23 protein-coding genes are annotated in these 22,971 nt (G+C 59.2%); 14 read left to right on the top strand and 9 right to left on the bottom strand.

Going from position 1 to position 22,971, the window contains the following annotated elements; genetic code table 11:
• Positions 1–400 precede the first annotated feature (400 nt).
• Genes ACLEXF_RS14345 through nqrM form a run of 7 tightly spaced genes read left to right on the top strand, consistent with a single transcriptional unit; the run spans position 401 to position 6,461 of the window.
• Entirely contained in the window at positions 401–1,744 is a 1,344-nt protein-coding gene (locus ACLEXF_RS14345; protein ID WP_004204633.1) for a Na(+)-translocating NADH-quinone reductase subunit A, read from the top strand.
• Between the two features lie 3 nt (positions 1,745–1,747).
• A complete protein-coding gene (locus ACLEXF_RS14340; RefSeq protein ID WP_064190133.1) occupies positions 1,748–2,986 on the top strand; it encodes an NADH:ubiquinone reductase (Na(+)-transporting) subunit B in 1,239 nt (412 codons plus the stop codon).
• Positions 2,979–3,773 carry a Na(+)-translocating NADH-quinone reductase subunit C gene (locus ACLEXF_RS14335; RefSeq protein WP_032455592.1) on the top strand — a complete coding sequence of 265 codons (795 nt, stop codon included), beginning with the start codon at positions 2,979–2,981 and terminating at the stop codon, positions 3,771–3,773. Before ACLEXF_RS14340 ends, ACLEXF_RS14335 begins: the two co-directional genes overlap by 8 nt.
• The gene (locus ACLEXF_RS14330) at positions 3,766–4,404 is read left to right on the top strand and encodes an NADH:ubiquinone reductase (Na(+)-transporting) subunit D (protein ID WP_002889716.1); all 639 of its coding nucleotides are present in this window, start codon (positions 3,766–3,768) and stop codon (positions 4,402–4,404) included. The genes ACLEXF_RS14335 and ACLEXF_RS14330 overlap by 8 nt, the downstream gene beginning before the upstream one ends.
• Positions 4,405–4,410: 6 nt before the next feature.
• Entirely contained in the window at positions 4,411–5,007 is a 597-nt protein-coding gene (gene nqrE / locus ACLEXF_RS14325) for an NADH:ubiquinone reductase (Na(+)-transporting) subunit E (protein WP_004177335.1), read from the top strand.
• Positions 5,008–5,019: 12 nt separating this feature from the next.
• Complete coding sequence (nqrF, locus tag ACLEXF_RS14320; RefSeq protein ID WP_004204637.1) at positions 5,020–6,243, top strand: NADH:ubiquinone reductase (Na(+)-transporting) subunit F; 1,224 nt, start codon at positions 5,020–5,022, stop codon at positions 6,241–6,243.
• A 2-nt stretch (positions 6,244–6,245) separates the two neighbouring features.
• Positions 6,246–6,461, top strand: coding sequence for a (Na+)-NQR maturation NqrM (nqrM, locus tag ACLEXF_RS14315; protein ID WP_004204638.1), 216 nt, complete (start codon positions 6,246–6,248; stop codon positions 6,459–6,461).
• Positions 6,462–6,697: 236 nt separating this feature from the next.
• Here the strand turns inward: nqrM and ACLEXF_RS14310 are convergent, their stop codons facing one another.
• Positions 6,698–7,558: a glycerophosphodiester phosphodiesterase family protein gene (locus tag ACLEXF_RS14310; RefSeq protein WP_094309495.1), complete on the bottom strand. Its 861-nt coding sequence runs from the start codon at positions 7,556–7,558 to the stop codon at positions 6,698–6,700.
• A 159-nt stretch (positions 7,559–7,717) separates the two neighbouring features.
• Here ACLEXF_RS14310 and dinB point away from each other — a divergent pair, with 159 nt between their 5' ends.
• A complete protein-coding gene (gene dinB / locus ACLEXF_RS14305; RefSeq protein WP_004204641.1) occupies positions 7,718–8,773 on the top strand; it encodes a DNA polymerase IV in 1,056 nt (351 codons plus the stop codon).
• Between the two features lie 2 nt (positions 8,774–8,775).
• The gene (locus ACLEXF_RS14300) at positions 8,776–9,222 is read left to right on the top strand and encodes a GNAT family N-acetyltransferase (protein WP_023319792.1); all 447 of its coding nucleotides are present in this window, start codon (positions 8,776–8,778) and stop codon (positions 9,220–9,222) included.
• 48 nt (positions 9,223–9,270) lie between these two features.
• Here the strand turns inward: ACLEXF_RS14300 and pepD are convergent, their stop codons facing one another.
• Positions 9,271–10,728 carry a cytosol nonspecific dipeptidase gene (gene pepD, locus ACLEXF_RS14295; protein WP_004204643.1) on the bottom strand — a complete coding sequence of 486 codons (1,458 nt, stop codon included), beginning with the start codon at positions 10,726–10,728 and terminating at the stop codon, positions 9,271–9,273.
• Between the two features lie 257 nt (positions 10,729–10,985).
• Between pepD and gpt the strand changes: the two genes are divergently transcribed.
• The 3 genes from gpt (at position 10,986) to crl (ending at position 13,250) form a co-directional block, all read left to right on the top strand.
• Positions 10,986–11,444: a xanthine phosphoribosyltransferase gene (gpt, locus tag ACLEXF_RS14290; protein ID WP_002889733.1), complete on the top strand. Its 459-nt coding sequence runs from the start codon at positions 10,986–10,988 to the stop codon at positions 11,442–11,444.
• A gap of 105 nt (positions 11,445–11,549) precedes the next feature.
• Positions 11,550–12,794: an esterase FrsA gene (gene frsA, locus ACLEXF_RS14285; protein WP_042937964.1), complete on the top strand. Its 1,245-nt coding sequence runs from the start codon at positions 11,550–11,552 to the stop codon at positions 12,792–12,794.
• 57 nt (positions 12,795–12,851) lie between these two features.
• The gene (crl, locus tag ACLEXF_RS14280; RefSeq protein WP_002889793.1) at positions 12,852–13,250 is read left to right on the top strand and encodes a sigma factor-binding protein Crl; all 399 of its coding nucleotides are present in this window, start codon (positions 12,852–12,854) and stop codon (positions 13,248–13,250) included.
• Between the two features lie 97 nt (positions 13,251–13,347).
• On the opposite strand, the gene csiR is transcribed toward crl, so the two are convergent.
• The 6 genes from csiR to glaH all read right to left on the bottom strand — a co-directional run bounded on the left by csiR (position 13,348) and on the right by glaH (position 20,663).
• Entirely contained in the window at positions 13,348–14,040 is a 693-nt protein-coding gene (gene csiR, locus ACLEXF_RS14275) for a DNA-binding transcriptional regulator CsiR (protein ID WP_004204660.1), read from the bottom strand.
• A gap of 45 nt (positions 14,041–14,085) precedes the next feature.
• On the bottom strand, positions 14,086–15,486 hold the full coding sequence (gene gabP / locus ACLEXF_RS14270; protein WP_004204661.1) for a GABA permease: 1,401 nt from the start codon (positions 15,484–15,486) through the stop codon (positions 14,086–14,088).
• 135 nt (positions 15,487–15,621) lie between these two features.
• On the bottom strand, positions 15,622–16,905 hold the full coding sequence (gabT, locus tag ACLEXF_RS14265) for a 4-aminobutyrate--2-oxoglutarate transaminase (RefSeq protein WP_423265784.1): 1,284 nt from the start codon (positions 16,903–16,905) through the stop codon (positions 15,622–15,624).
• Between the two features lie 12 nt (positions 16,906–16,917).
• Entirely contained in the window at positions 16,918–18,366 is a 1,449-nt protein-coding gene (gene gabD / locus ACLEXF_RS14260) for an NADP-dependent succinate-semialdehyde dehydrogenase (RefSeq protein WP_043521477.1), read from the bottom strand.
• A 23-nt stretch (positions 18,367–18,389) separates the two neighbouring features.
• Entirely contained in the window at positions 18,390–19,658 is a 1,269-nt protein-coding gene (gene lhgO, locus ACLEXF_RS14255; protein ID WP_032455601.1) for an L-2-hydroxyglutarate oxidase, read from the bottom strand.
• A gap of 27 nt (positions 19,659–19,685) precedes the next feature.
• Positions 19,686–20,663: a glutarate dioxygenase GlaH gene (gene glaH, locus ACLEXF_RS14250; protein WP_004204667.1), complete on the bottom strand. Its 978-nt coding sequence runs from the start codon at positions 20,661–20,663 to the stop codon at positions 19,686–19,688.
• Positions 20,664–21,126: 463 nt separating this feature from the next.
• On the opposite strand from glaH, the gene ACLEXF_RS14245 reads away from it, so the two are divergent.
• Positions 21,127–21,384, top strand: a complete 258-nt coding sequence (locus ACLEXF_RS14245) for a YjhX family toxin (protein ID WP_002889848.1) — start codon at positions 21,127–21,129, stop codon at positions 21,382–21,384.
• 57 nt (positions 21,385–21,441) lie between these two features.
• The gene (locus ACLEXF_RS14240) at positions 21,442–22,191 is read left to right on the top strand and encodes an SAM-dependent methyltransferase (RefSeq protein WP_017901319.1); all 750 of its coding nucleotides are present in this window, start codon (positions 21,442–21,444) and stop codon (positions 22,189–22,191) included.
• Between the two features lie 40 nt (positions 22,192–22,231).
• Here the strand turns inward: ACLEXF_RS14240 and ACLEXF_RS14235 are convergent, their stop codons facing one another.
• On the bottom strand, positions 22,232–22,870 hold the full coding sequence (locus ACLEXF_RS14235) for a glutathione S-transferase family protein (RefSeq protein ID WP_048323085.1): 639 nt from the start codon (positions 22,868–22,870) through the stop codon (positions 22,232–22,234).
• Positions 22,871–22,971: the final 101 nt, after the last annotated feature.

Raw genomic sequence — 22,971 nt, 5'->3', positions numbered from 1 at the left:
CTTGATAAAACAAAATAGCCACATTGCCAGGACGGCAAGAGAGACCCGAAATCAGAGTTTTCTGGATTTAGAGCGCTCACATTAGCATCACGGCATTTTTTCGCAAGGGCGACGTGGCGGCGTTTACAATTCCGCCTCACTTTATACCCTGACGGCGACGAAAACACAGTGAGAACTTTGCGCAATAGCTCGCATTTTAGAAGCACTTATCGCCCCTTGCGCTACAGCCGCCGCTCACGAAATGTTACACTTGCGCCGGTTCATCACCAGAGTAAGAAAGGATGCTTCTCTTCCGTCCTGAGCGCTACTGGCGCCGTTTTGCCCTTTCTTCTCTACCATTCTGTCAATAAGCTGGCCCCGGCCTGCGTCGGGGTTGAGGTTACGGATACCTGCTAACGATATGATTAAAATCACGAAAGGGCTGGATTTGCCCATAGCTGGCATGCCATTACAGCAGATTTCTTCCGCGCCAGCGGTGAAGCGCGTCGCGCTACTCGGCGAAGAGTACGTCGGCATGCGTCCCGCCATGGCGGTCAAAGAAGGCGATCGGGTCAAAAAAGGTCAGATCCTGTTCGAAGATAAAAAGATCCCCGGCGTCTGCTTTACCGCCCCGGCGAGCGGGGTCGTCAGCGCGATCCACCGCGGTGAACGGCGCGTGTTGCAGTCGGTGGTGATTGATATCGAGGGCAATGACGCGGTGGCGTTTACCCGTTACGCCGCGGACGCGCTGGCTGAACTGCCGCGCGACACCGTGCAGCAGCAGCTGTTGGCGTCGGGCCTGTGGACGGCGCTGCGCACCCGGCCATTCAGTAAAACGCCGCGCCCGGGCAGCGTGCCGGCTGCTATCTTTGTTAACGCCATGGATACCAATCCGCTGGCGGCGGAGCCGCAGCCGATTATTCTGGCCGAACGGGCCGCTTTCGACGCCGGCCTTACCGTGCTGACGCGTCTGACCGACGGGAAAGTCCACGTCTGCCAGCCCAGCGGCGGTAAGCTCGGCGGTCATCCAGCCGGCCAGGTCTGTTTTAACCAGTTCACCGGGCCGCACCCGGCGGGGCTGCCGGGAACGCATATTCACTTTCTGGAGCCGGTGAGCCTGAATAAGCAGGTCTGGCACCTCAATTATCAGGACGCGATCGCCATTGGTAAGCTTTTCCTTGAAGGTGAGCTGAACTGCGAGCGGGTGATTGCGCTCGGCGGCCCGCAGGTGAAGTCGCCGCGGCTGGTCAAAACGACGCTGGGCGCCAGTCTGGACGATCTGCTGGCGGGCGAGCTGGAGGAGGGGGAAAACCGCGTCATTTCCGGCTCGGTACTTAGCGGTACCCGCGCCCACGGCCCCCACGCCTTCCTCGGGCGTTTCCATCTGCAGGTGAGCGTGGTTCGCGAAGGTCGGGAAAAAGAGCTGTTTGGCTGGGTGATGCCGGGCAAAGAGAAGTTCTCGATTACCCGCACTACGCTAGGCCATTTCTTCAAGCGCAAGCGCTTTCATTTCTCCACCGATACCCACGGCGGCGAGCGGGCGATGGTGCCGATCGGCAACTACGAACGGGTGATGCCGCTGGATATCCTGCCGACTATACTGCTGCGCGATCTGCTGGCCGGGGACACCGACAGCGCTCAGGCGCTGGGCTGTCTGGAGCTGGATGAAGAAGATCTGGCGCTCTGCACCTACGTCTGCCCCGGGAAGTATGAATATGGCCCGGCGCTGCGCAGCGTATTAACCCGGATTGAGCAGGAAGGATAAGAGATGGGCTTAAAGCATCTGATTGAAAAACTTGAGCCGCATTTCACGCACGGCGGCAAGCTGGAAAAATATTACCCGCTGTATGAGGCGGCGGCGACCATCTTCTACACTCCAGGCCAGGTCACCCGCGGCGCGGCGCACGTGCGTGACGCCATCGACCTCAAGCGGATGATGATCCTCGTGTGGTTTGCCGTATTCCCGGCGATGTTCTGGGGGATGTACAACGTCGGGCTACAGACCATTCCGGCGCTACATAAGCTTTACGGCGCCGAACAGCTGCAGCAGGTCATTGCCAACAACTGGCACTATAGCGTTGCCCAGTGGTTAGGGGTGAGCTTCAGCGCCGACGCCGGCTGGCTGAGCATGATGACCTTAGGCGCGGTCTTCTTCCTGCCTATCTATATCACCGTCTTTATCGTCGGCGGCTTCTGGGAAGTGCTGTTCGCTATCGTGCGCAAGCATGAGATCAACGAAGGCTTCTTTGTCACCTCGATTCTGTTTGCGCTGATCGTCCCGCCCACGCTGCCGCTGTGGCAGGCGGCGCTGGGGATCTCCTTCGGGGTGGTGATCGCTAAGGAGATTTTCGGCGGCACCGGGCGCAACTTCCTCAACCCGGCGCTGGCGGGGCGCGCGTTCCTGTTCTTCGCCTATCCGGCGCAGATCTCCGGCGACCTGGTGTGGACGGCGGCGGACGGTTTCTCCGGCGCTACGCCGCTCTCCCAGTGGGCCAGCGGCGGCGGTGAAGCGCTGGTTAACGTCGCTACCGGCATCCCGGTGAGCTGGATGGACGCCTTCCTCGGCAATATTCCGGGCTCGATTGGCGAAGTTTCAACGCTGATGATCCTGATTGGCGGAGCGATCATCCTCTTTAGCCGCGTCGCGTCCTGGCGCATCGTCGCCGGGGTAATGATCGGCATGATCGCCACCGCCACCCTGTTTAACGTTATCGGCTCCGACACTAACCCGATGTTCGCTATGCCATGGTACTGGCATCTAGTGCTCGGCGGCTTTGCTTTCGGCATGATGTTTATGGCGACGGACCCGGTATCCGCCTCGTTTACTGATAAAGGGAAATGGAGTTACGGCGTGCTGATCGGCGTGATGTGCGTGCTGATCCGCGTGGTGAACCCGGCTTATCCGGAAGGGATGATGCTGGCGATCCTCTTCGCCAACCTCTTCGCACCGCTGTTCGACTACCTGGTGGTGCAGGCCAATATTAAGCGGAGGAAGTCGCGTGGCTGAGAAGAAAAGTAACGATAGCATCGGCAAAACGCTGCTGGTGGTGCTGGTGCTTTGTCTGGTCTGCTCCATCGTAGTAGCGGGCTCGGCCGTCGGGCTGAAATCCCGCCAGCAGGCGCAGCGGGCGCTGGATAAGCAGCGTAATATCCTGGCGGTGTCCGGCCTGATGCAGCCCGGCATGGATGCTGATGCGGTCGCCGACACCTTCGCGGCGCGCATTTCGCCGCGACTGGTGAATCTGGCGACCGGTGAGCTTCTGGAGAAAGACCCGTCAAAATTCAATCAGGCCCAGGCGCTGAAGGATCCGCAACAGAGTATGGCGCTGGACGCCAGCCAGGATCCGGCCGGGATAAAACGCCGCAGCAACCTGGCGGAAATCTACCTGGTGCGTGACGCGCAGCAGAAGATTGAGCAGGTGGTGTTGCCCATTTATGGCAATGGCCTGTGGTCGATGATGTACGCCTTCGTAGCGCTGGATGTCGATGGCCGCACGGTGAAAGGCATTACCTACTATGACCAGGGGGAGACTCCGGGGCTGGGCGGCGAAGTGGAGAACCCGAACTGGCGCCAGCAGTTTGTCGGCAAGCAGGTGCTGGATGACAACGGCATGCCGGCGCTGAGAGTGGTCAAAGGCGGCGCGCGCGCTGGTGACCTGCATGCGGTTGATGGCTTATCGGGCGCCACGCTGACGTCAAATGGCGTACAGCACAGCTTCGATTTCTGGATGGGTGAACTGGGCTTTGGTCCGTTCCTGAAAAAGGTGCGTGAAGGAGGGCTGAACAATGGCTGAACAGAGCGATATGAAAGAGGTGAAGCGCGTGCTGGTGGGCCCGCTCATTGCCAATAACCCCATCGCCCTGCAGGTGCTGGGCGTCTGTTCCGCGCTGGCGGTCACCACTAAACTGGAAACCGCCTTCGTGATGACCATTGCGGTAACCCTGGTGACGGCGTTCTCCAGCATGTTTATCTCGATGATCCGCCACCACATTCCCAACAGCGTGCGCATCATCGTGCAGATGGCGATCATCGCCTCGCTGGTTATCGTGGTGGATCAGCTACTGCGGGCTTTCGCCTATGAGACTTCCAAGCAGCTGTCGGTATTCGTCGGGCTTATCATCACCAACTGCATCGTGATGGGCCGCGCCGAAGCTTACGCTATGAAGTCGCCGCCGCTGGCCAGCTTTATGGACGGTATCGGCAACGGTCTCGGCTACGGCGCGATCCTGATTATCGTCGGCTTCCTGCGCGAGCTTATCGGCAGCGGCAAGCTGTTCGGGATCACGGTGCTGGAGACGGTGCAGAACGGCGGCTGGTATCAGCCGAACGGCCTGTTCCTGCTGGCGCCGAGCGCGTTCTTCATTATCGGTTTACTGATCTGGGCCCTGCGTAGCTGGAAGCCTGAACAGCAGGAAAAGGAGTAATCGATGATGGCTCATTACATTAGCCTGTTTGTCCGCGCGGTGTTCGTTGAGAACATGGCGCTGGCCTTCTTCCTCGGGATGTGTACCTTCCTCGCGGTGTCGAAAAAGGTCTCCACCGCCTTCGGCCTCGGCGTTGCGGTGACGGTGGTGCTGGGTCTTGCCGTACCGATCAACAACCTGGTGTATAACCTGGTGCTGCGCGACGGCGCGCTGGTGGAAGGGGTGGACCTCAGCTTCCTGAACTTCATCACCTTTATCGGGGTGATCGCCGCGCTGGTGCAGATCCTCGAGATGATCCTCGATAAGTACTTCCCGGCGCTATACAACGCGCTGGGGATCTTCCTGCCGCTGATTGCAGTTAACTGCGCGATTTTTGGCGGTGTGTCGTTCATGGTGCAGCGTGATTACAACTTCCCGGAATCCATCGTCTACGGCTTCGGCTCCGGTATCGGCTGGATGCTGGCGATCGTGGCGATGGCGGGGATCCGCGAAAAGATGAAGTACGCCAATGTGCCTGCCGGCTTGCGCGGGTTAGGGATCACCTTTATCACCACCGGGTTGATGGCGCTGGGCTTTATGTCCTTCTCCGGCGTGCAGCTATAAGGGCGAATAAGTATGGAAATTATTCTTGGCGTCGTGATGTTCACGCTGATTGTGCTGGTGCTATCGGGGCTTATCCTGGCAGCGCGCTCAAAGCTGGTGAACGCAGGCGACGTGGTTATTGAGATCAATAACGAAGCGGATAAGCAGATCCGCACCCCGGCGGGGGATAAGCTGCTGAACACGCTGTCGAGCAACGGGATTTTTGTCTCCTCCGCCTGCGGCGGCGGCGGCTCCTGCGGCCAGTGTCGGGTGACTATTAAAGAGGGCGGCGGCGATATCCTGCCGACCGAGCTTTCGCATATTACCAAACGTGAAGCAAAAGCCGGCTGCCGTCTGGCTTGCCAGGTCGCGGTGAAGCAGAACATGAAGATTGAGCTACCGGAGGAAATCTTCGGTGTGAAAAAATGGGAGTGTGAAGTTATCTCCAATGATAACAAAGCCACTTTCATTAAAGAGCTCAAGCTGCGGATCCCGGAGGGGGAGGTGGTGCCGTTCCGCGCGGGGGGCTATATTCAGATCGAATGCCCGCCGCATAAAGTGGCCTATGCTGACTTCGATGTTCCGGATGAATACCGCTCGGACTGGGACAAGTTCAACCTGTTCCGCTACGTCTCTGAGGTGAAAGAGCCGACCCTGCGCGCCTACTCGATGGCTAACTATCCGGAAGAGAAGGGTATCATTATGCTCAACGTGCGCATTGCGACGCCGCCGCCGAAGGTGCCGGATGCCCCGCCGGGGATCATGTCGTCCTATATCTGGTCGCTGAAGCCGGGCGATAAGGTGACGATTTCCGGGCCGTTCGGCGAGTTCTTTGCCAAAGAAACCGACGCCGAGATGGTGTTTATCGGCGGCGGCGCCGGGATGGCGCCGATGCGTTCGCATATTTTCGACCAGCTCAAGCGCCTGCACAGCACACGCAAAATCAGCTTCTGGTACGGAGCGCGCTCGCTGCGCGAGATGTTCTACGATGATGAGTTTGAACAGCTGGCGCGGGATAACCCGAATTTTACCTTCCACGTCGCGCTCTCCGATCCGCTGCCGGAAGATAACTGGACGGGGCATACCGGCTTTATCCATAACGTTCTGTACGAGAACTATCTGCGCGATCACCCGGCGCCGGAAGACTGCGAGTTCTACATGTGCGGGCCGCCGGTAATGAATGCCGCGGTGATTAAGATGCTGAAGGACCTGGGCGTCGAGGACGAGAATATTCTGCTCGACGACTTTGGAGGCTGACGATGCTGACGGTGTTTGTCGCAACCTTTGTGATTTTTGCGTTGGTGATCCTCGGGATGTCGCTGGGCTACCTGGTGAAGCGCAAGAGCATTCAGGGCAGCTGCGGGGGGATCTCCTCGCTGGGGCTGGAGAAAGTCTGCGACTGTCCTGAGCCCTGCGACGCGCGTAAGAAACGTCTCGCCCGCGAGGCGCAGCGCCAGCAGCGGCGTATTTTGTAATCTTTGGCCATTTTGGCCCGGAGGCGCTGCGCTTGCCGGGCCTGCTGCTTCGGTTTTGTAGGCCGGGTCAGGCGCAGCCGCCACCCGGCATAAAGCGGCTCCGTGCCCGGTGGCGCTGCGCTTGCCGGGTCTGCTGCTTCGGTTTTGTAGGCCGGGTAAGGCGCCAGCCGCCACCCGGCAACAACATGCCAGCAACGTGAGGCCGCTTTCGCGGCCTTTTTTCTCCCTTTGCGCTCTTACTGCCAGCTTTTCGCCTGCGCCGGGGAATCGACCATCACGCCGTCAGCGCCCAGCGCCTTCGCCGTGCGGTAATCTTCCGCACTGTTGATGCCGAAGAAGATAATGTGCGCTTTGCCCTGCGAGCGGAAGCAATCCATCGCCTCTTTATCCCAGGTGAGCGTCGCCGGGGAGACCCCTTCCCCAAGAGTGAATTTCTCCACCACCTCTACCTTGCGCTTCAGCTCCAGCCCATACCACTGCTCGCCTTCGCGCTGGCTGGCAGGCTGGCACTGATGGCTGAGCGAAATACTGGCGAGCCTGGTGCGGGTTTCGCTACGGGTGACGAAGTGGGGAATAGCCGGCGGCAGCGCGGCGATATAGCGGTCTTCGGTGGAATAGACCCGCACGCGATTGAGGCTGTGCGTGGCTTTTAACACCGCAAGCAGGCGCTCGCCCATCACGGTCGGGTCGGCATCCGGAGATTTAATGTCGATGTAGAAGAACGTGTGCGGCCATTGCTGCAAAACGGCTTGCAGCGTGGGAATGGTGGCCTGCTTGCCGCGCCAGGGGTGGCTGTCATCACCCCATTTCCAGCCGGCATCGACTTTCGCCAGCTCGGCGGCGGTCAAACTGGAAACTTTGCCCTCGCTATTGGTCAATGCGGAAAGATCGCTGGACCGGTAGAGCACCGGCACGCCGTCGCGGCTTAACTGCACGGTGACCCAGATGGCCTCAGCGTTATTCTCCAGCGCCAGCTTGATCGCTGGCAGGGTATTTTCCGGCGCATCGCCGGTGCCGCCGCGGTGGGCAATCAGCTGTGGGGCTGCCCAGGCGCTGGCGGTGGCCAGCAGGCAAAGTGCGGTAAGTATTTTCTTCATGATTACACCTTCCAGATTCATCGGTTAACTTTATGAAAATAAACATAATTCATTGCATTTTTATGTTTTGACCGCTTTTTTAGCCGATGAAATAAAAAAAGCATCAAATTCGCAGCGAGTTTTGCTATGCTGTATGGGTATACAGTGTTGAGTCTGACGATGCGTAAAATTATCCATGTCGATATGGACTGTTTCTTTGCGGCGGTGGAGATGCGCGACAACCCGGCGTTGCGCGATATCCCCCTCGCAATAGGCGGCAGTCGGGTACAGCGTGGCGTGATTAGTACCGCGAACTATCCTGCGCGCAAGTTTGGCGTGCGCAGCGCTATGCCGACGGCGACAGCGCTCAAGCTGTGCCCGCATCTCACACTGCTTCCCGGCCGCTTCGATGCCTACAAAGAAGCCTCGAACCATATCCGCGAAATTTTCTCCCGCTACACCTCGCGCATTGAGCCGCTGTCGCTGGATGAAGCCTATCTTGACGTCAGCGACAGCGTGCATTGTCACGGGTCGGCCACCCTGATAGCCCAGGAGATCCGCGAAACCATTGAACGGGAGCTGCGCCTCACCGCCTCGGCGGGGGTCGCGCCGGTAAAGTTTCTTGCCAAAATCGCCTCTGACATGAATAAACCCAACGGCCAGTTCGTTATCGCTCCCCATCAGGTGGCTGAGTTTGTGCGGGCGCTGCCGCTGGCGAAAATACCCGGCGTCGGGAAGGTATCGGCAGCGAAGCTGGAAAATATGGGCCTGCGTACCTGTGGCGATGTGCAGAACAGCGATCTGGCCATGCTGCTTAAGCGTTTCGGTAAATTCGGCCGTATTTTGTGGGAGCGCAGCCACGGGATTGATGAGCGGGAAATCCATAACGACCGCCAGCGCAAGTCGGTGGGCGTGGAGCGCACCCTGGCGGAAGATATTCACGAATGGCCGGAGTGCGAAGCGATAATCGAAAACCTCTACCCGGAGCTGGAGCGCCGGCTGGCGAAGGTTAAACCGGACCTGCTGATCGCCCGTCAGGGGATTAAACTGAAATTCAATGACTTCCAGCTGACCACCCAGGAGCACGTCTGGCCGCGGCTGAACAAAGCGGATCTGATTGCCACCGCGCACAAGGCCTGGGATGAGCGCCGTGGCGGACGTGGCGTGCGTCTGGTTGGGCTCCACGTAACGCTGCTCGATCCGCAGCTGGAAAGACAGCTTTTATTAGGGATTTAACCATGCACATTCGCCCTTACCACGACAGCGATTTACCACTGCTCTGCCAGATCTTTCTGCGCGCGGTGCGGGAAACGGCCAGCCGGGACTATACCCCGGCGCAGATTGCGGCCTGGGCGCAGGTGGATGAGACGCGCTGGCGGCAAAAGCTGGCTGATTCAATCGGGCTGGTGGCGGAAGTAGAGCATCAACCGGTTGGCTTTATCACCGCCATCGGGACGCATATCGATTTACTCTTCGTCTCGCCGGATCATGGCCGGCAGGGTATCGGCGGCGCGCTTATCGAGGCGCTCTGCGCTCAGTATCCTGCGCAAATCCTGACGGTGGACGCCAGCATTACGGCAAAACCCTGTTTTACAGCCCATGGCTTTAAGGTGGTGGCTGAGCAGCGGGTAGCGGCGCGCGGAGAGTGGTTTATTAACTACCGGATGGAAAGCGCGGGTCGCTAAGGTGAGGCGGATGAAAAACCGGCGGCGGACTGCCGCCGGTGGTAGTGCTTATTTAGCCGGAATGGCTTTCAGCAGCTCGGTCAGCAGCGTCCAGTACTGGCCGACGCTTTCGATATGTACCTGTTCATCCGGAGAGTGCGGACCGGTAATGGTCGGCCCGATGGAGACCATGTCCATTTCCGGATACGGTTTTTTGAACAGGCCGCATTCCAGACCGGCGTGGATGATCTGGATGTTCGGCGTCTTGTTGAACAGACGCTGATAGGTCTCGCGCACCAGGTGCATCACTGGCGAATTGGCGTCCGGCTGCCAGCCCGGGTAAGCGCCTTTGGCTTCGGTTTTCGCCCCCGCTAGTTTACCCAGAGAATCCAGCATGCTGACCACGTAGTCTTTGCCGCTGTCGATCAGCGAGCGGATCAGGCAGTGGATCTGTACGTTGTCATCGGTCATGGTGACGACGCCGACGTTCAGCGAAGTTTCCACTACGCCTTTCGCCACGTCAGAGTTGCGGATAACCCCGTTCGGCGTGGCGTTCAGCAGACGGATGAAAGTGTCGCGGGAAGCCTGAGTCAGCGCCGCTTTGTCGTTATCGACCGCTTCCACGAGCACCACCAGGTTCTTCTCTTTGGCCTCCAGCTCGTTTTTCAGCAGCGCCTGGTAAGTATTCACCAGCGCTTTCAGCGCATCGGCTTTATCCGCGGCGACGGCGACAGTAGCGTAAGCTTCACGCGGGATGGCGTTGCGCAACGTGCCGCCGTTGAAATCGACCAGACGCAGATCCAGCTCATCGGCGTGGCCGGCGAGGAAGCGCGACAGCAGCTTGTTGGCGTTACCCAGACCAAGGTGAATATCACCGCCGGAGTGGCCGCCTTTCAGCCCTTTTAAGGTGACTTTAAAGCTCTGGAACCCGGCCGGAATCGCTTCGCGGGTCAGCGCCAGGTTAGAGGTGAAATCGATCCCGCCGGCGCAACCCATGTAGATTTCGCCTTCTTCTTCGGAGTCGGTGTTGATCAGAATATCGGCCTGCAGCCAGTTGGCCTGCAGACCGAAGGCACCGTCCATGCCGGCTTCTTCGGTCATGGTCAGCAGCACTTCCAGCGGGCCGTGAGCGACGCTGTCGTCGGCCAGTACCGCCAGTGCGGACGCCATCCCGATACCATTGTCCGCGCCCAGCGTGGTGCCGCGCGCTTTCACCCATTCGCCGTCAATGTACGGCTGAATCGGATCTTTGGCGAAGTCGTGGACGGTGTCATTATTTTTCTGCGGCACCATATCGAGGTGCGCCTGCAGCGCTACCGGCTTACGGTTTTCCATACCGGCAGTCGCGCCTTTACGAATCAGAATGTTGCCAACCTGGTCGCGTTCCGCGTGTAAGCCTTTTTCTTTTGCCCAACCCATAATGTGCTCGGCGAGCTGTTCTTCGTGATAGGACGGGTGCGGGATGGAGCAAATCTTGGCAAAAATATCCCAAAGCGGCTGCGGGGATAGTTGAGACAGTTCAGACACGGTAAGTCTCCTTACAGACTCCTGCATACAGCGGTTGCAGGACGAGGGTTAGCGTTAAAATACACAACAAGCCCGGGCTTGCGCGATGGGGTTGAGAATACCACTTTCCACCGCCGCAGGTAGTGTAAACAACGCAAAAAGCGTTGCGCAAACCGCTTAACACTGGTTTTTAGTGCGTCAGATCTCTATAATCTCGCGCAACCATTTTCCCCCTCGAACATTATTTAAGCCGTATTACACAGGCTGGGACACTTCACATGAGCGAAAAATACGTCGTCACCTGGGACATGTTGCAGATTCACGCCCGCAAACTAGCCAGCCGTCTGCTGCCGGTTGAGCAATGGAAAGGCATTATTGCCGTTAGCCGCGGCGGACTGGTACCGGGAGCGTTACTGGCGCGTGAACTGGGCATTCGTCATGTTGATACCGTATGCATCTCCAGCTACGACCATGATAACCAGCGCGAGCTGAAAGTGCTGAAACGTGCGGAAGGCGATGGCGAAGGCTTTATCGTTATCGACGATCTGGTGGATACCGGCGGGACCGCTGTGGCGATCCGCGAAATGTATCCCAAAGCGCACTTTGTCACCATTTTCGCCAAACCGGCAGGCCGTCCGCTGGTGGATGATTACGTGGTTGATATTCCGCAGGATACCTGGATTGAACAGCCGTGGGATATGGGCGTGGTGTTTGTACCGCCTATCGCAGGTCGTTAATTCTTCAGGACAGTGCTATTTACCACGCCCGGCTTGCCGGGCGTGGTTTTTTTTATCCTTTAGCAGGTTACAATATCCGGAGTGGCACTACGACGGAGACTGCACATGTCACAGGCTAACCTTAGCGAAACGCTGTTTAAACCTCGCTTCAAACATCCCGAAACCTCTACGCTGGTGCGCCGGTTTTCTGCCGGAAAACCCCAGGCGATGCAGTCAGCGCTGAGCGGCAATCACGTCGATCACTGGTACCGTCTGATCAATCGCTTAATGTGGATCTGGCGCGGCGTAACCCCGCAGGAGATCCTCGATGTGCAAGCGCGCATTGTGATGAGCGAGGCCGAACGAACCGATCCCGAGCTGTTCGATACCGTTATCGGCTATCGCGGCGGCAACTGGATTTTTGAGTGGGCGAAAGAAGCCATGCAGTGGCAGCAAAAGGCCGGGCAGGAAGCCGATCCTTTGCTGAGCGGCCGCCACTGGCTGCATGCTTCGAACCTGTACAGCATTGCCGCTTATCCGCATATCAAAGGCGATGAGCTGGCGGAACAGGCGCAGGCTTTAGCCAACCGGGCGTATGAAGAGGCCGCCCAGCGGCTGCCTGGCGCCCTGCGCGAGCTGGAGTTTACTATCCCTGGCGGCTCGCCGATAACCGGCTTTTTGCATATGCCGAAAGGCGAGGGGCCGTTTCCGACGGTGCTGATGTGCGGGGGGCTGGACTCGCTGCAGACCGATTATTACAACCTGTATGAAAACTACTTCTCACCGCTCGGCATTGCCATGCTGACCCTTGATATGCCCTCCATCGGCTTCTCATCAAAATGGACGCTGAATCAGGACACCAGCCTGCTGCATCAGCACGCGCTGCGCCATCTGGAAAATGTGCCGTGGATTGACCATACCCGTGTCGCCGCCTTCGGCTTCCGCTTTGGCGCCAATATCGCGGTGCGTCTCGGTTACCTGGAGCCGCAGCGGCTGAAGGCCGTAGCCTGTCTGGGGCCGGTGGTCCACGGTCTGCTGGTGGATCCCCTGCATCAGGGGCGCGTGCCGGAGATGTACCTCGACGTGCTGGCCTCGCGGCTGGGCATGCATGACGCATCCGATGAAGCGCTGCGCGTGGAGCTCAATCGCTATTCGCTCAAAACCCAGGGACTGCTGGGGCGCCGTTGCCCGACGCCGATGCTCTCCGGCTTCTGGAAGGATGATCCGTTCAGCCCTGAAGAGGAGTCGCGGTTAATCACCTCGTCATCTGCCGATGGCAAACTGCTGGAGATCCCGTTTAACCCGGTGTATCGCAATTTTGATCACGCATTGCGACAGATCGCCCGCTGGATCAATCATAGATTTGGTTAATTTATTGCTAAATTCTATTGGTTTGGTAAAACAGTTGCATCACTAAAGGAGATCGCAATGACGTTACCGAGTGGACACCTGAAAAGTAAGTTGATCAAGAAATTCACGGCGCTAGGGCCTTACATTCGCGAAGAGCAGTGCCATGACAACCGTTTCTTTTTCGATTGCCTGGCAGTTTGCGTCAATGTTAAGCCCGCGCCGGAGAAGCGTGAATTCTGGGGCTGGTGGATGGAAATGGAAGCACAAGAGTCACGTTTCACCTATAGCTACCAGTTTGGTCTGTTCAATAAAGAAGGGTCATGGCAGGCGGTCGACATTGACGACCCGGAAGTGAGCGACAGACTGGAAAAAACGCTGCGCGAATTTCACGAGCGCGCGGCAGCGCTGCTGACCACCTTTAATCTGAAGCTGGAACCGGCCGACGATTTCAGCGAGCCGGTTCGTCTGCGGGCCTGATTGATCTACGGATACGATTTCTCCACGCCCGTGCGGCGTGGAGGAGCGTGACGAAGACGTTGCCGGCATCCCCGTACTTTCTACCCCACCGCCTGACTCACACTACCTGCGGCTGCAGCTTGCCGGCCATCGCCTGCTGAATAATCGGGATCGGAGTCAGTAAGTGCTCGCGCATCAGCGCGCTGGCCTGTTCAGCGTCGCGCGCCAGAATAGCGTCCACCAGAGTCTGATGCTGGACATGCTTATCTTCCAGCATCTCCACCGACAGCACAGTGGTGCGCAGCCAGATGAAGCGGTAGCGGGCCGCCAGGTCGAACAGCCGTTCGCGCATCTGCAGCAGATACTGCGAACCGCAGCCGGCGACGATGGCGGTGTGAAATGCCTGATGGCGCTGGTCCCATTCATCGAGTAAGTGCTCACTCGCTTCGCACGACTCCAGCTTGTTGAGCAGATGGGCGCGGGCCAGCAGCTCGGCTTCCCACTCATCGCCGCCGCGCTCAATGGCGAGGCGCACCAGCATGGCTTCCATGTTGGCGCGCGCGTCGAAGATATCGAGAAGCTCCTGTTCCGACATGGGCGCTACCCGATAGCCTTTCTGATTGACCACCGTCACCAGCCGCTCGGCCACCAGCTGCGAAAGCGCCTCGCGCAGCGGACCGACCCCCAGGGCATAGCGCGAGGTCAACAGGCTCATCCGCAGCTTCTCATCGGGTTGGTAGACCCCGCGGATGATGTCGTTTTTTAACCAACGGTACCCGTCAATGGCCGTCGCCTGGGAAATGGCGGTCATGTTCTTACTCCTGAATACTCTTCCCGGCGGGCGCCGGGAAGAGGGTTAACGCGTATTTTGCAGCGGCAGTTTTTGCCACAATACCAGCTTTTTCCAGCGCGACATAATCGGTACCGTACAAATAATTCCCAATGCTAACAGGCCGGTAGAGATCACCTCCAGCTGCTGCGCCGGACGGAACAGCATCACCACCAACACGAAGGTGATAAAGGCGATCACCAGCCAGGTCAGGTACGGATAGAGCCACATTCTGAGACGGATTTCGCCACCTTGCGCCTGAAGGATTTTACGCATCCGCAGTTGCGAAACGGCGATCACCAGATAGACCAGCAGAGCGATGGCGCCGGAGCTGTCGATGAGGAATTTAAACACCTTGGCAGGCGCGTAGTAGTTCACCACCACGGTGAGGAATGCCGCGCCGGTGGAGAGCAGCACCGCCACGTACGGCGTTTTGCTGCGGTTGGTCCGCCCCATGATGGCCGGCGCATCACCTCGGCGGCTCAGGGAGTAGAGCATCCGCGAAGCGGTATACAGCGCCGAGTTCAGACAGCTGGTGACCGACAGGAGGATCACGCCGTCCATAATCAGCTTCGCGTAGGGAATATGCAGCAGCTCGAGCACCGAGCGGTAGGAACCGATGCTCTTCAGCCCCGGCATATTCCATGGGATGAGGGCGACGACGATAAAGATCGAGCACAGATAAAAAATAGAGATACGCCAGATCACCGAGTTGGTGGCGCGGACGATGTGTTTATCCGGCGTGTCCGATTCGGCGGCGGCAATGGTGACGATCTCCGCGCCCATAAAGGAGAACATGGTGATCAGCATCGCGCTCAGCACCGCGCCGAAGCCGTTCGGCATAAAGCCGCCGTGGTCCCACAGCCGCGAAATGCCGCTCACCTCGGCATAGGGATAAAAACCGGTAATGGCGACCGCGCCCAGTACGATAAACGCCAGAATAGCGACCACTTTGCACAGCGCCAGCCAGAACTCGAATTCGCCGTAGTTTTTGACGCTCAGCAGGTTACTGCCGGTGAGGGCGAGGGTGATGACCAGGGAGAACAACCACACCGGGACGCCCGGCACCCATGAATGCAAAATAATCGCCGCGATATTGGCTTCCAGCGGAATAACCAGGACCCAAAACCACCAGTACAGCCAGCCGATGGTATACCCCGCCCAGCGGCCGATGGCTTTATCAGCATAGGTGGAAAAGGAGCCGGTATCCGGCGTGGCGACCGCCATTTCGGCCAGCATACGCATAATCATCACCACCAGCAGCCCGGCAAACAGATAGGCCAGCAGCACTGCCGGGCCCGCCTCGGCAATGGCGACGCTGGATCCGACAAATAAACTCGCGCCGATCACCCCGGCGATAGATAACATTGTGACGTGGCGCGACTTCAGTCCCGCCCCTAAATCCTGTGATTGCGACAGTTGCCCCATCATTTACCCTCTCGAAGTGTGTCACCTGGGAGAGCGCCCCGACATTCCCGCGCCGGGGCACGCGTATAATTATTGTTTTGCAGGTCTCGTCTTCATTCCCTTACTAACGTACTTCGTTTCCGCATATCTGTTGTTTTATGCCTGTTTCGCCTCGGTAAAGCAGTCGGCGATGATCTTCAGCCCCTGCTCGATCTGCGCCTCTTCGATGGTCAGTGGCACCAGGATGCGCAGTACGTTGTAGTACGGCCCGCAGGAGAGCAGGATCAGGCCTTTGTCGCGCGCGCGGGCGACGATATCCGCCGTGAGTCTTGCATTCGGTCTGCTGTGGTCGCCTTCTTCAAACAGCTCGATGGCGATCATCGCTCCCAGACCGCGGACATCGCCGATCTCCGGATGATTTTCAGCGATCGCCAGCAGGCCCTGGCGCAGGGTATCACCGAGCTGGTTGGCTTTTTCCAGCAGGTTTTCCTGCTCGAAAATCTGCAATACCGCCAGGGCGGCGGCGCAGGCGATGGGGTTGCCAGCGTAGGTGCCGCCCAGTCCGCCGGGGGCGATGGCGTCCATCACTTCCGCGCGGCCGGTGACGCCCGCCAGCGGGAAACCGCCGGCGATGGATTTGGCGAAGGTGGTGATATCCGCCGCGACGCCCATCTGCTCCATGGCGAACAGGGTACCGGTGCGGCCCGCGCCGCTCTGAACCTCATCGGCGATGAGCATAATGCCGTGCTCGTCGCACAGGGCGCGCAGGCGCTGCATAAAGGCCGGGGAGGCGGCATAGAATCCGCCTTCACCCTGCACCGGCTCGATAATGATGGCGGCGATATCTTCCGGCGCGGCATCGTTTTTGAAGATGCGATGGATGCTGGCGATCGCCTCGTCATCGCTGACGCCGTGCAGCGCGCACGGGTAGAGGGCGCGATAGACGTGGCCCGGCATTAAGCCCATACCGGCGGAGTAAGGATTCACTTTACCGGTCAGCGACAGGGTGTAGTGGGTACGGCCGTGATAGGCGCCGGTGAAGGCGATAGCGCCGCTGCGCCCGGTTGCCGCGCGGGCGATCTTCATCGCGTTCTCCACCGCTTCCGACCCGGTGGTGACCAGCAGGGTTTTCTTGGCGAAATCACCTGGCACCTTCTGGTTCATCTTTTCGCACAGCGCCAGGTAGGGCTCGTAGGCCAGCACCTGGAAGCAGGTATGGGACAGCTTTTTCAGCTGGTCCTCCACGGCGGCGACAATCTGCGGATGCAGGTGGCCGGTATTGAGCACCGCGATACCGCCGGCAAAATCGAGATATTCCCGCCCTTCGACGTCCCACACCCGGCAGTTCTCCGCGCGCTCGGCGAAGATAGGATGGATCTGGCCGACGCCGCGCGGGACCGCGTCGCTGCGACGCGCCATTAATGCTTTATTGCTGTTCATCCGACACTCCTGTTAAAGGCCAATACACATGTATTTGATTTCTAAGTAGTCTTCGATACCGTACTTCGACCCTTCGCGGCCGAGGCCGGAGGCCTTAACGCCGCCGAACGGGGCGACTTCGGTGGAGATAATGCCGGTATTGATGCCGATGATGCCGTACTCCAGCGCTTCGCCGACGCGGAACACGCGGCTCAGATCGCGGGCGTAGAAATAGGCGGCGAGGCCGAACTCGGTATCGTTGGCCTGGGCAATGACGTCGGCTTCATCTTTAAAGCGGAACAGCGGGGCCAGCGGGCCGAAGGTCTCCTCTTTCGCCACTTTGGCGCTGTCGGGAACGTTGACCAGGATGGTCGGCTGGAAGAAGTTGCCGCCCAGGGCGTGCGGTTTGCCGCCGGTGACCACCTTCGCGCCTTTGGCGATGGCGTCGGCAATGTGTTCTTCAACTTTGGCGACGGCTTTCTCGTCGATCAGCGGGCCGGTGGTGACCCCGTCCTGCAGGCCGTCGCCAATGCGCAGTTTTTCCACCGCCTGCTGCAGCTTCTCGGCGAAACGTTCATATACCCCGTCCTGGACGTACAGGCGGTTGGCGCAAACGCAGGTCTGCCCGGCGTTGCGGAACTTCGACGCCAGCGCCCCCTCGACGGCTTTGTCGAGGTCGGCATCGTCGAAGACGATAAACGGCGCGTTGCCGCCCAGCTCCAGGGAGACTTTTTTGATGTCTTTCGCGCACTGCTCCATCAGCTGGCGGCCAATCTCGGTCGAGCCGGTAAAGGAGAGCTTGCGCACCAGCGGGTTACTGGTCAGTTCGCCGCCGACCGCGCCGGCTGAGCCGGTGACCACGTTGAACACCCCGGCGGGGATCCCGGCGCGATTCGCCAGTTCGGCCAGCGCCAGCGCAGAAAACGGCGTCTGGCTGGCCGGTTTCAGGACCATGGTGCAGCCCGCAGCCAGCGCCGGGCCCGCTTTGCGGGTGATCATCGCCGCCGGGAAGTTCCACGGGGTGATGGCGGCGGTAACGCCGATGGGCTGCTTAATCACCAGCAGGCGCTTGTCGGCCTGGTGGCCAGGAATGGTGTCGCCGTAAATGCGCTTACCTTCTTCGGCGAACCACTCAATAAAGGAGGCGGCGTAGCTGATTTCACCTTTGGCTTCCGCCAGCGGTTTCCCCTGCTCGAGGGTCATCAGACGAGCGAGATCGTCCTGATTCTCCATCATAAGATCGAACCAGCGGCGCAGAATGTTCGCCCGCTCTTTGGCGGTGAGGGCACGCCAGGCGGGAAGGGCGCGGTTAGCTGCCTCGATCGCTTGTCGGGTTTCGTCGGCGCCCATTTTCGGCACGCTGCCGAGCTGCTCGCCGTTGGCCGGGTTGGTCACCGCAATCACGTCGCCGTTGGGCGCATCGCGCCACTGACCATCAATCAGCGCCTGCTGGCGAAACAGAGTCATATCGTTGAGTTGCATAATCGCTTCCTGTCTTCAGGGGGTTAACGGGTAAAAGCGGCGTGTAGTGTCTCCACGCTACGTGCCGCACGCAGCGTGCGTCCGGGATTGCTCTGGCTGGCCAGCAGGGTCTGCACCTTGCTGACGATATGCGCGCCGATCGGGATAGCCGACGTCGCCGCCGGCGACGGCGCGTTACAGGTGTGAATGGAACGCGCGGTGGTGACGAAGAGAAAATCGTCGATCAGTTTGCCCTGCGGCGACACCGCCTGCGCCCGCACGCCGGCCGGCCACGGGCGTAAATCGCTGAGCGTCAGGCTCGGGCAGTATTTCTGCACCAGCCGCAGATAGCCGCTTCTGCACAGCGAATTCTTCATTTCGCCCAGTCCGGAGCGCAGGTTGTTTTGCAGTACCCGGCGGATGCCGGGCGAGGTGAGGATCTCCAGGGTATCGGCCAGCGAGATATCACGCTTGCGATAGCCTTCGCGCTTCAGGGCCAGCACGGCGTTGGGGCCGACGGTGACGCTGCCGTCGATCATGCGGGTCAGGTGGACGCCGAGGAACGGCATCGCCGGATCGGGGATCGGATAGATCAGATGGTTGACGATCTGATTGTGCTGCGGGGCAAGCTGGAAATATTCCCCGCGGAACGGGCAGATGATAAACCCGGGATCGACGCCGAGCATTTTCACCAGCCGATCGGCCATCAGCCCGGAGCAGGTAATCAGCGTCGAGGCCTCATACTCACCGCCCTGACGGGTACGGATCACCACGCCGCTGGCGTGTTCTTTCAGGGCGCTGACTTCGGCGTTGTAGACGATGGCGCCGCCTTTCGATTCGAAGTTCTTCGCCATCGCCGCCGCCACGTCGCGGTAGCTGACGATGCCGCTGGAAGGGACGAATATCCCGCCGAGCCCGGTTATGTTCGGTTCGCGCTCGCGCAGCTCCCCGGCGCTCAGCCATTCCCGCTGCAGGCCGTTGGCGGCGGTGCGATCCCACAGGGCGCGCATCCGCTCCATCTCCAGCGGCGAGGTGGCGACCAGCATCTTGCCGCAGACGTCATAGCGGATGCCGTTCTGCTCGCAAAAGGCCTTGGTAGCGCGGTTGCCGGCGAGGCAAAACTGCGCCTTGAGGCTGCCGGGGGTGTAATACACCCCGGCGTGGATCACGCCGCTGTTGTGGCCGGTCTGATGGCAGGCCGGGCCGGACTCTTTTTCCAGCAGCGCAATGCGGGCGTCCGGGTAAATCTCAATTAACTGCATGGCGGTCGACATGCCGATGATGCCGCCGCCGATAATCACGAAATCATACATCCGCTCAATTCCTTCGCCTGAAAACCCTTATTGATGAGTCTGGTAATGATTCGTGGAATACGCAAAGTAGCCGCGCTGGCGCATCAGCTCGCGGCGCAGGTCCGGGTGCGGCGTAAAGCGGTCGCGGCCGTGCAGCCAGAACAGGTTGTTAATCAACAGAAATTTGCCTACCGGCACCGGTATAGAAAGAATGTTTTTGCTGGTCTCCAGCGCGTCGGAGAGGCGGCTCAGCCAGGTGCCTTCTTCGAAATCTTTCGGCTGGACGAACTGGTCGATATAGCGCATCACCGGGCGACCCAGCTGGTCGACGTCGAACACCGGGTGGAAAACATCTTTGCTGACGTTTTTGCTCGGCGGCGCGGCCCAGCGCATCGGGCGGCGGGCGAGCGGGTCGCGGAAGAATTCGTCGAGGTGCTCCCAGTCGTCGAGATGCAGCAGCAGGGAATTGCCGCCCTGCATGTTCTGCTCGTCGATCTTCATCATCAGCACGTAGTCGGTTTGCTCTTCGACGTAGGTACCGTCGTTGTGCAGCTCCATCACCCGGTGCGGCTGGCGCAGGTAGCTGTCGGAATTATCGACGTTTTTTACCACGAAGCGGGCGTAATACTGGCCGCTCATGGCGTCGAAGTTGGAACGGCCAATCAGGTGGGCGACGGCGGTGGCCAGCTTGACCATCTCTTCGGCCTGGCTGACGTTATCGATCCCTTCGCCGTTGATCAGCAGCGCGCCTTCCGCGCGATCGAGCAATGTTTTGATCAGCAGCGGCTGCAGCTGGTTGCCGCACAGATCGTCGAGGATCTTGCCCACCTGGAAGCGTAAGAAAGATTTGTACTCCAGCGCCTGCACCGGCCACTGCTCGACCTGCTGCAGAAACTGGGTGGTGGTGTCCGCGGAAAAGGTGAGCTCCAGCAGGCGCGGCGACTGGGCGGAAGGGGAGACGGTAAAGCCAGGGTATTGCTGGGCTAACGGCGCGGGTGTCGGTTTTACTGCGGTCAGGGCGTTCATCAGGATCGTTCCTCGCTGTAAGGTCAGGGTGATGTTCATTTCGTAGCCATAAATTAAAAATATCTACATTTTTATAAAATGCGTACGAAATGGCCTTTTTGTTTCCATTTTGTGATCTGACAACAATTATTTAACAATGCGGGAGGGGGATAAGGTGGTGGTGAAAGTTGAGGAGCAGAGCGAGCGGCGGATAGCGCAAAAAATGGGGGGTAGGCTGACGGGAAATCGTAATACCGGTCACAGTTTTTAATCTGCACAATACCCTTACCAGATGAAGGTGTTAATATTCAGCCGGTAAATACCTTTCAATGCTCACCGAGGCTTCGATGCTGGAGAATGTCATTATCAGATAATCAGCTTCCCGACCTGCCCAGGCCGGACTGATTATCGCTGCGCTTAAACCTTACGCACACACCTGCGGGTGTAGGCATGTTTTCGCACATGATAATGAACAGGTTTCAGTATGAATTTATCCCGTCAGGAACAACGGACCTTACACGTACTCGCCAAAGGTGGCCGTATTGCGCACGTCCGCGATACCTCCGGCCGCATTACCGCCGTCGAATGCTACACCCGGGAAGGGCTGTTGCTGAGCGACTGTACCCTCGCGGTCTTCAAAAAGCTCAAAACCAAAAAGCTGATTAAGTCGGTGAATGGCCAGCCGTACCGGATCAACACCACCGGTTTGAATAACGTTCGCGCACAGGCGGACAACCGCTGATACAGCGACCCGGGCAGGGTCTCTGCCCGGGCGTATGGCTCTCAAGGAGAAACACCCATGATCGATATCCCTCGCATTTTTACTATCAGTGAAAGCGAACACCGTATTCATAACCCTTTTACCCCGGAAAAGTACGCCACGCTGGGACGGGCGCTGCGAATGGCGCCGGGCACCACCATTCTTGACCTCGGCAGCGGTTCCGGCGAGATGCTCTGTAGCTGGGCGCGCGATCATCAGATCGTCGGCACCGGGGTGGACATGAGTCTGCTATTCAGTCAGCAGGCGGCCGCCCGGGCAGAAGCGCTCGGGGTGAGCGACCGGGTGACCTTCATACACCAGGATGCCAGCGGGTATGTCGCCAGTCAGCCGTGCGATATTGCCGCCTGCGTGGGGGCAACGTGGATCGGCGGCGGAGTGGCAGGCACGATTGCGCTACTGAAGCAGAGTCTTAACCCAGGCGGCATGCTGCTTATCGGCGAGCCATGGTGGCGCAAACGCCCCGCCACGGCGGAAGAAGCGGTTGCCTGCGGCGCGCAGTCACCCGATGACTTCCTGACGCTGCCGGCGCTGGTCGCTCACTTTGGCGAACTGGGCTATGACGTGGTGGAGATGGTGCTGGCCGACCAGGAGGGCTGGGATCGTTATGAAGCGGCGAAATGGCTGACGATGCGCCGCTGGCTGGAGGCCAATCCGCACGATGACTTCGCGCCGGAGGTTCGCCAGCAGTTGACCACTGCGCCGCTACACCACGTCACCTGGACCCGGGAATATCTCGGCTGGGGCGTGTTTGTCCTGATGGCGCGTTAACCGGTATGTCGGTAGCGTCAGGAGGCGCTACCGACCATTTTCAGACCTTCAGCTCGTCGTAGCTGACCATGACGTGCTGGCGAAAGGCGGGCCGTGCGGTTAGCCGTGCATAATACGCCGCAAGGTGGGGGAGGGGACGACGGGTGATATCGATGGCAAAGTAGCGGTACAGCACATGACCAAACTGGATATCGGCCAGGGTGAAGGTATCGCCCACCAGATAGCGACTGCCGGCGAGACGTGCCTCGGCAATCGCCAGCTTTTGCTCCAGGGCCGTCACCGCCGCGGCGATGGCCTGCGGATCCCGCTCGGCGGCGGGCGTGCGCACCACGCGCCAGAACACCGGCGCCGTAAAGCCGAGGGCGATATTCTGCTTTGACCACTCGGCCCAGCGATCAACCTCAGTACGAGCCAGCAGTTCGCCCGGCCAGAAGGCGTCGTCGGCGTAGCGACTGGCTAAATAGCGAAGGATCGCGCCGGTTTCCCACAGCGGCGGATTTTCGTCATCCTGCAGCACTGGCACCGTACGATTGGGATTGAGCTGATAAAACGCCTCGCTGTCGGTACCGCCATAGCGATGCCCCACGTCGAACCGGAGATAGTCCAACCCAAGCTCGCCAACACACCACATCAGCGCCTGCACGTTAGAGGAGGTTTTTCGGCCCCAGATGGTCAACATCGGGATCTCCAGAGAATAATGAAAGAAGGAGCATAGCAGGTTGGGTTGAAAAGAGGAGGGGGCACAAAAGAAATGAACCACCTCGCCGCACAGGGGGCGGA

Origin of the sequence: Klebsiella pneumoniae complex sp. WS1778, from assembly GCF_049472055.1 — a bacterium.
In the GTDB taxonomy this organism is placed as follows: domain Bacteria; phylum Pseudomonadota; class Gammaproteobacteria; order Enterobacterales; family Enterobacteriaceae; genus Klebsiella; species Klebsiella quasipneumoniae.
The sequence above is the reverse complement of the archived record's forward strand: the minus strand, read 5'-3'. Positions and strand labels throughout refer to the sequence as shown.

Excerpts from the sequence above, each read along its gene's own strand:
- csiR (WP_004204660.1), bottom strand. The coding sequence starts at position 14,040 with ATGACCGCCATTTCCCAGGCGACGGCCATTGACGGGTACCGTTGGTTA.
- ACLEXF_RS14330 (WP_002889716.1), top strand. The coding sequence starts at position 3,766 with ATGGCTGAACAGAGCGATATGAAAGAGGTGAAGCGCGTGCTGGTGGGC.
- gabT (WP_423265784.1), bottom strand. The coding sequence starts at position 16,905 with ATGAACAGCAATAAAGCATTAATGGCGCGTCGCAGCGACGCGGTCCCG.
- gabD (WP_043521477.1), bottom strand. The coding sequence starts at position 18,366 with ATGCAACTCAACGATATGACTCTGTTTCGCCAGCAGGCGCTGATTGAT.
- gabP (WP_004204661.1), bottom strand. The coding sequence starts at position 15,486 with ATGGGGCAACTGTCGCAATCACAGGATTTAGGGGCGGGACTGAAGTCG.
- lhgO (WP_032455601.1), bottom strand. The coding sequence starts at position 19,658 with ATGTATGATTTCGTGATTATCGGCGGCGGCATCATCGGCATGTCGACC.
- ACLEXF_RS14245 (WP_002889848.1), top strand. The coding sequence starts at position 21,127 with ATGAATTTATCCCGTCAGGAACAACGGACCTTACACGTACTCGCCAAA.
- ACLEXF_RS14310 (WP_094309495.1), bottom strand. The coding sequence starts at position 7,558 with ATGAAGAAAATACTTACCGCACTTTGCCTGCTGGCCACCGCCAGCGCC.
- gpt (WP_002889733.1), top strand. The coding sequence starts at position 10,986 with ATGAGCGAAAAATACGTCGTCACCTGGGACATGTTGCAGATTCACGCC.
- glaH (WP_004204667.1), bottom strand. The coding sequence starts at position 20,663 with ATGAACGCCCTGACCGCAGTAAAACCGACACCCGCGCCGTTAGCCCAG.
- nqrM (WP_004204638.1), top strand. The coding sequence starts at position 6,246 with ATGCTGACGGTGTTTGTCGCAACCTTTGTGATTTTTGCGTTGGTGATC.
- ACLEXF_RS14300 (WP_023319792.1), top strand. The coding sequence starts at position 8,776 with ATGCACATTCGCCCTTACCACGACAGCGATTTACCACTGCTCTGCCAG.
- dinB (WP_004204641.1), top strand. The coding sequence starts at position 7,718 with ATGCGTAAAATTATCCATGTCGATATGGACTGTTTCTTTGCGGCGGTG.
- ACLEXF_RS14340 (WP_064190133.1), top strand. The coding sequence starts at position 1,748 with ATGGGCTTAAAGCATCTGATTGAAAAACTTGAGCCGCATTTCACGCAC.
- ACLEXF_RS14240 (WP_017901319.1), top strand. The coding sequence starts at position 21,442 with ATGATCGATATCCCTCGCATTTTTACTATCAGTGAAAGCGAACACCGT.
- ACLEXF_RS14235 (WP_048323085.1), bottom strand. The coding sequence starts at position 22,870 with ATGTTGACCATCTGGGGCCGAAAAACCTCCTCTAACGTGCAGGCGCTG.
- ACLEXF_RS14345 (WP_004204633.1), top strand. The coding sequence starts at position 401 with ATGATTAAAATCACGAAAGGGCTGGATTTGCCCATAGCTGGCATGCCA.
- nqrE (WP_004177335.1), top strand. The coding sequence starts at position 4,411 with ATGGCTCATTACATTAGCCTGTTTGTCCGCGCGGTGTTCGTTGAGAAC.
- nqrF (WP_004204637.1), top strand. The coding sequence starts at position 5,020 with ATGGAAATTATTCTTGGCGTCGTGATGTTCACGCTGATTGTGCTGGTG.
- frsA (WP_042937964.1), top strand. The coding sequence starts at position 11,550 with ATGTCACAGGCTAACCTTAGCGAAACGCTGTTTAAACCTCGCTTCAAA.
- crl (WP_002889793.1), top strand. The coding sequence starts at position 12,852 with ATGACGTTACCGAGTGGACACCTGAAAAGTAAGTTGATCAAGAAATTC.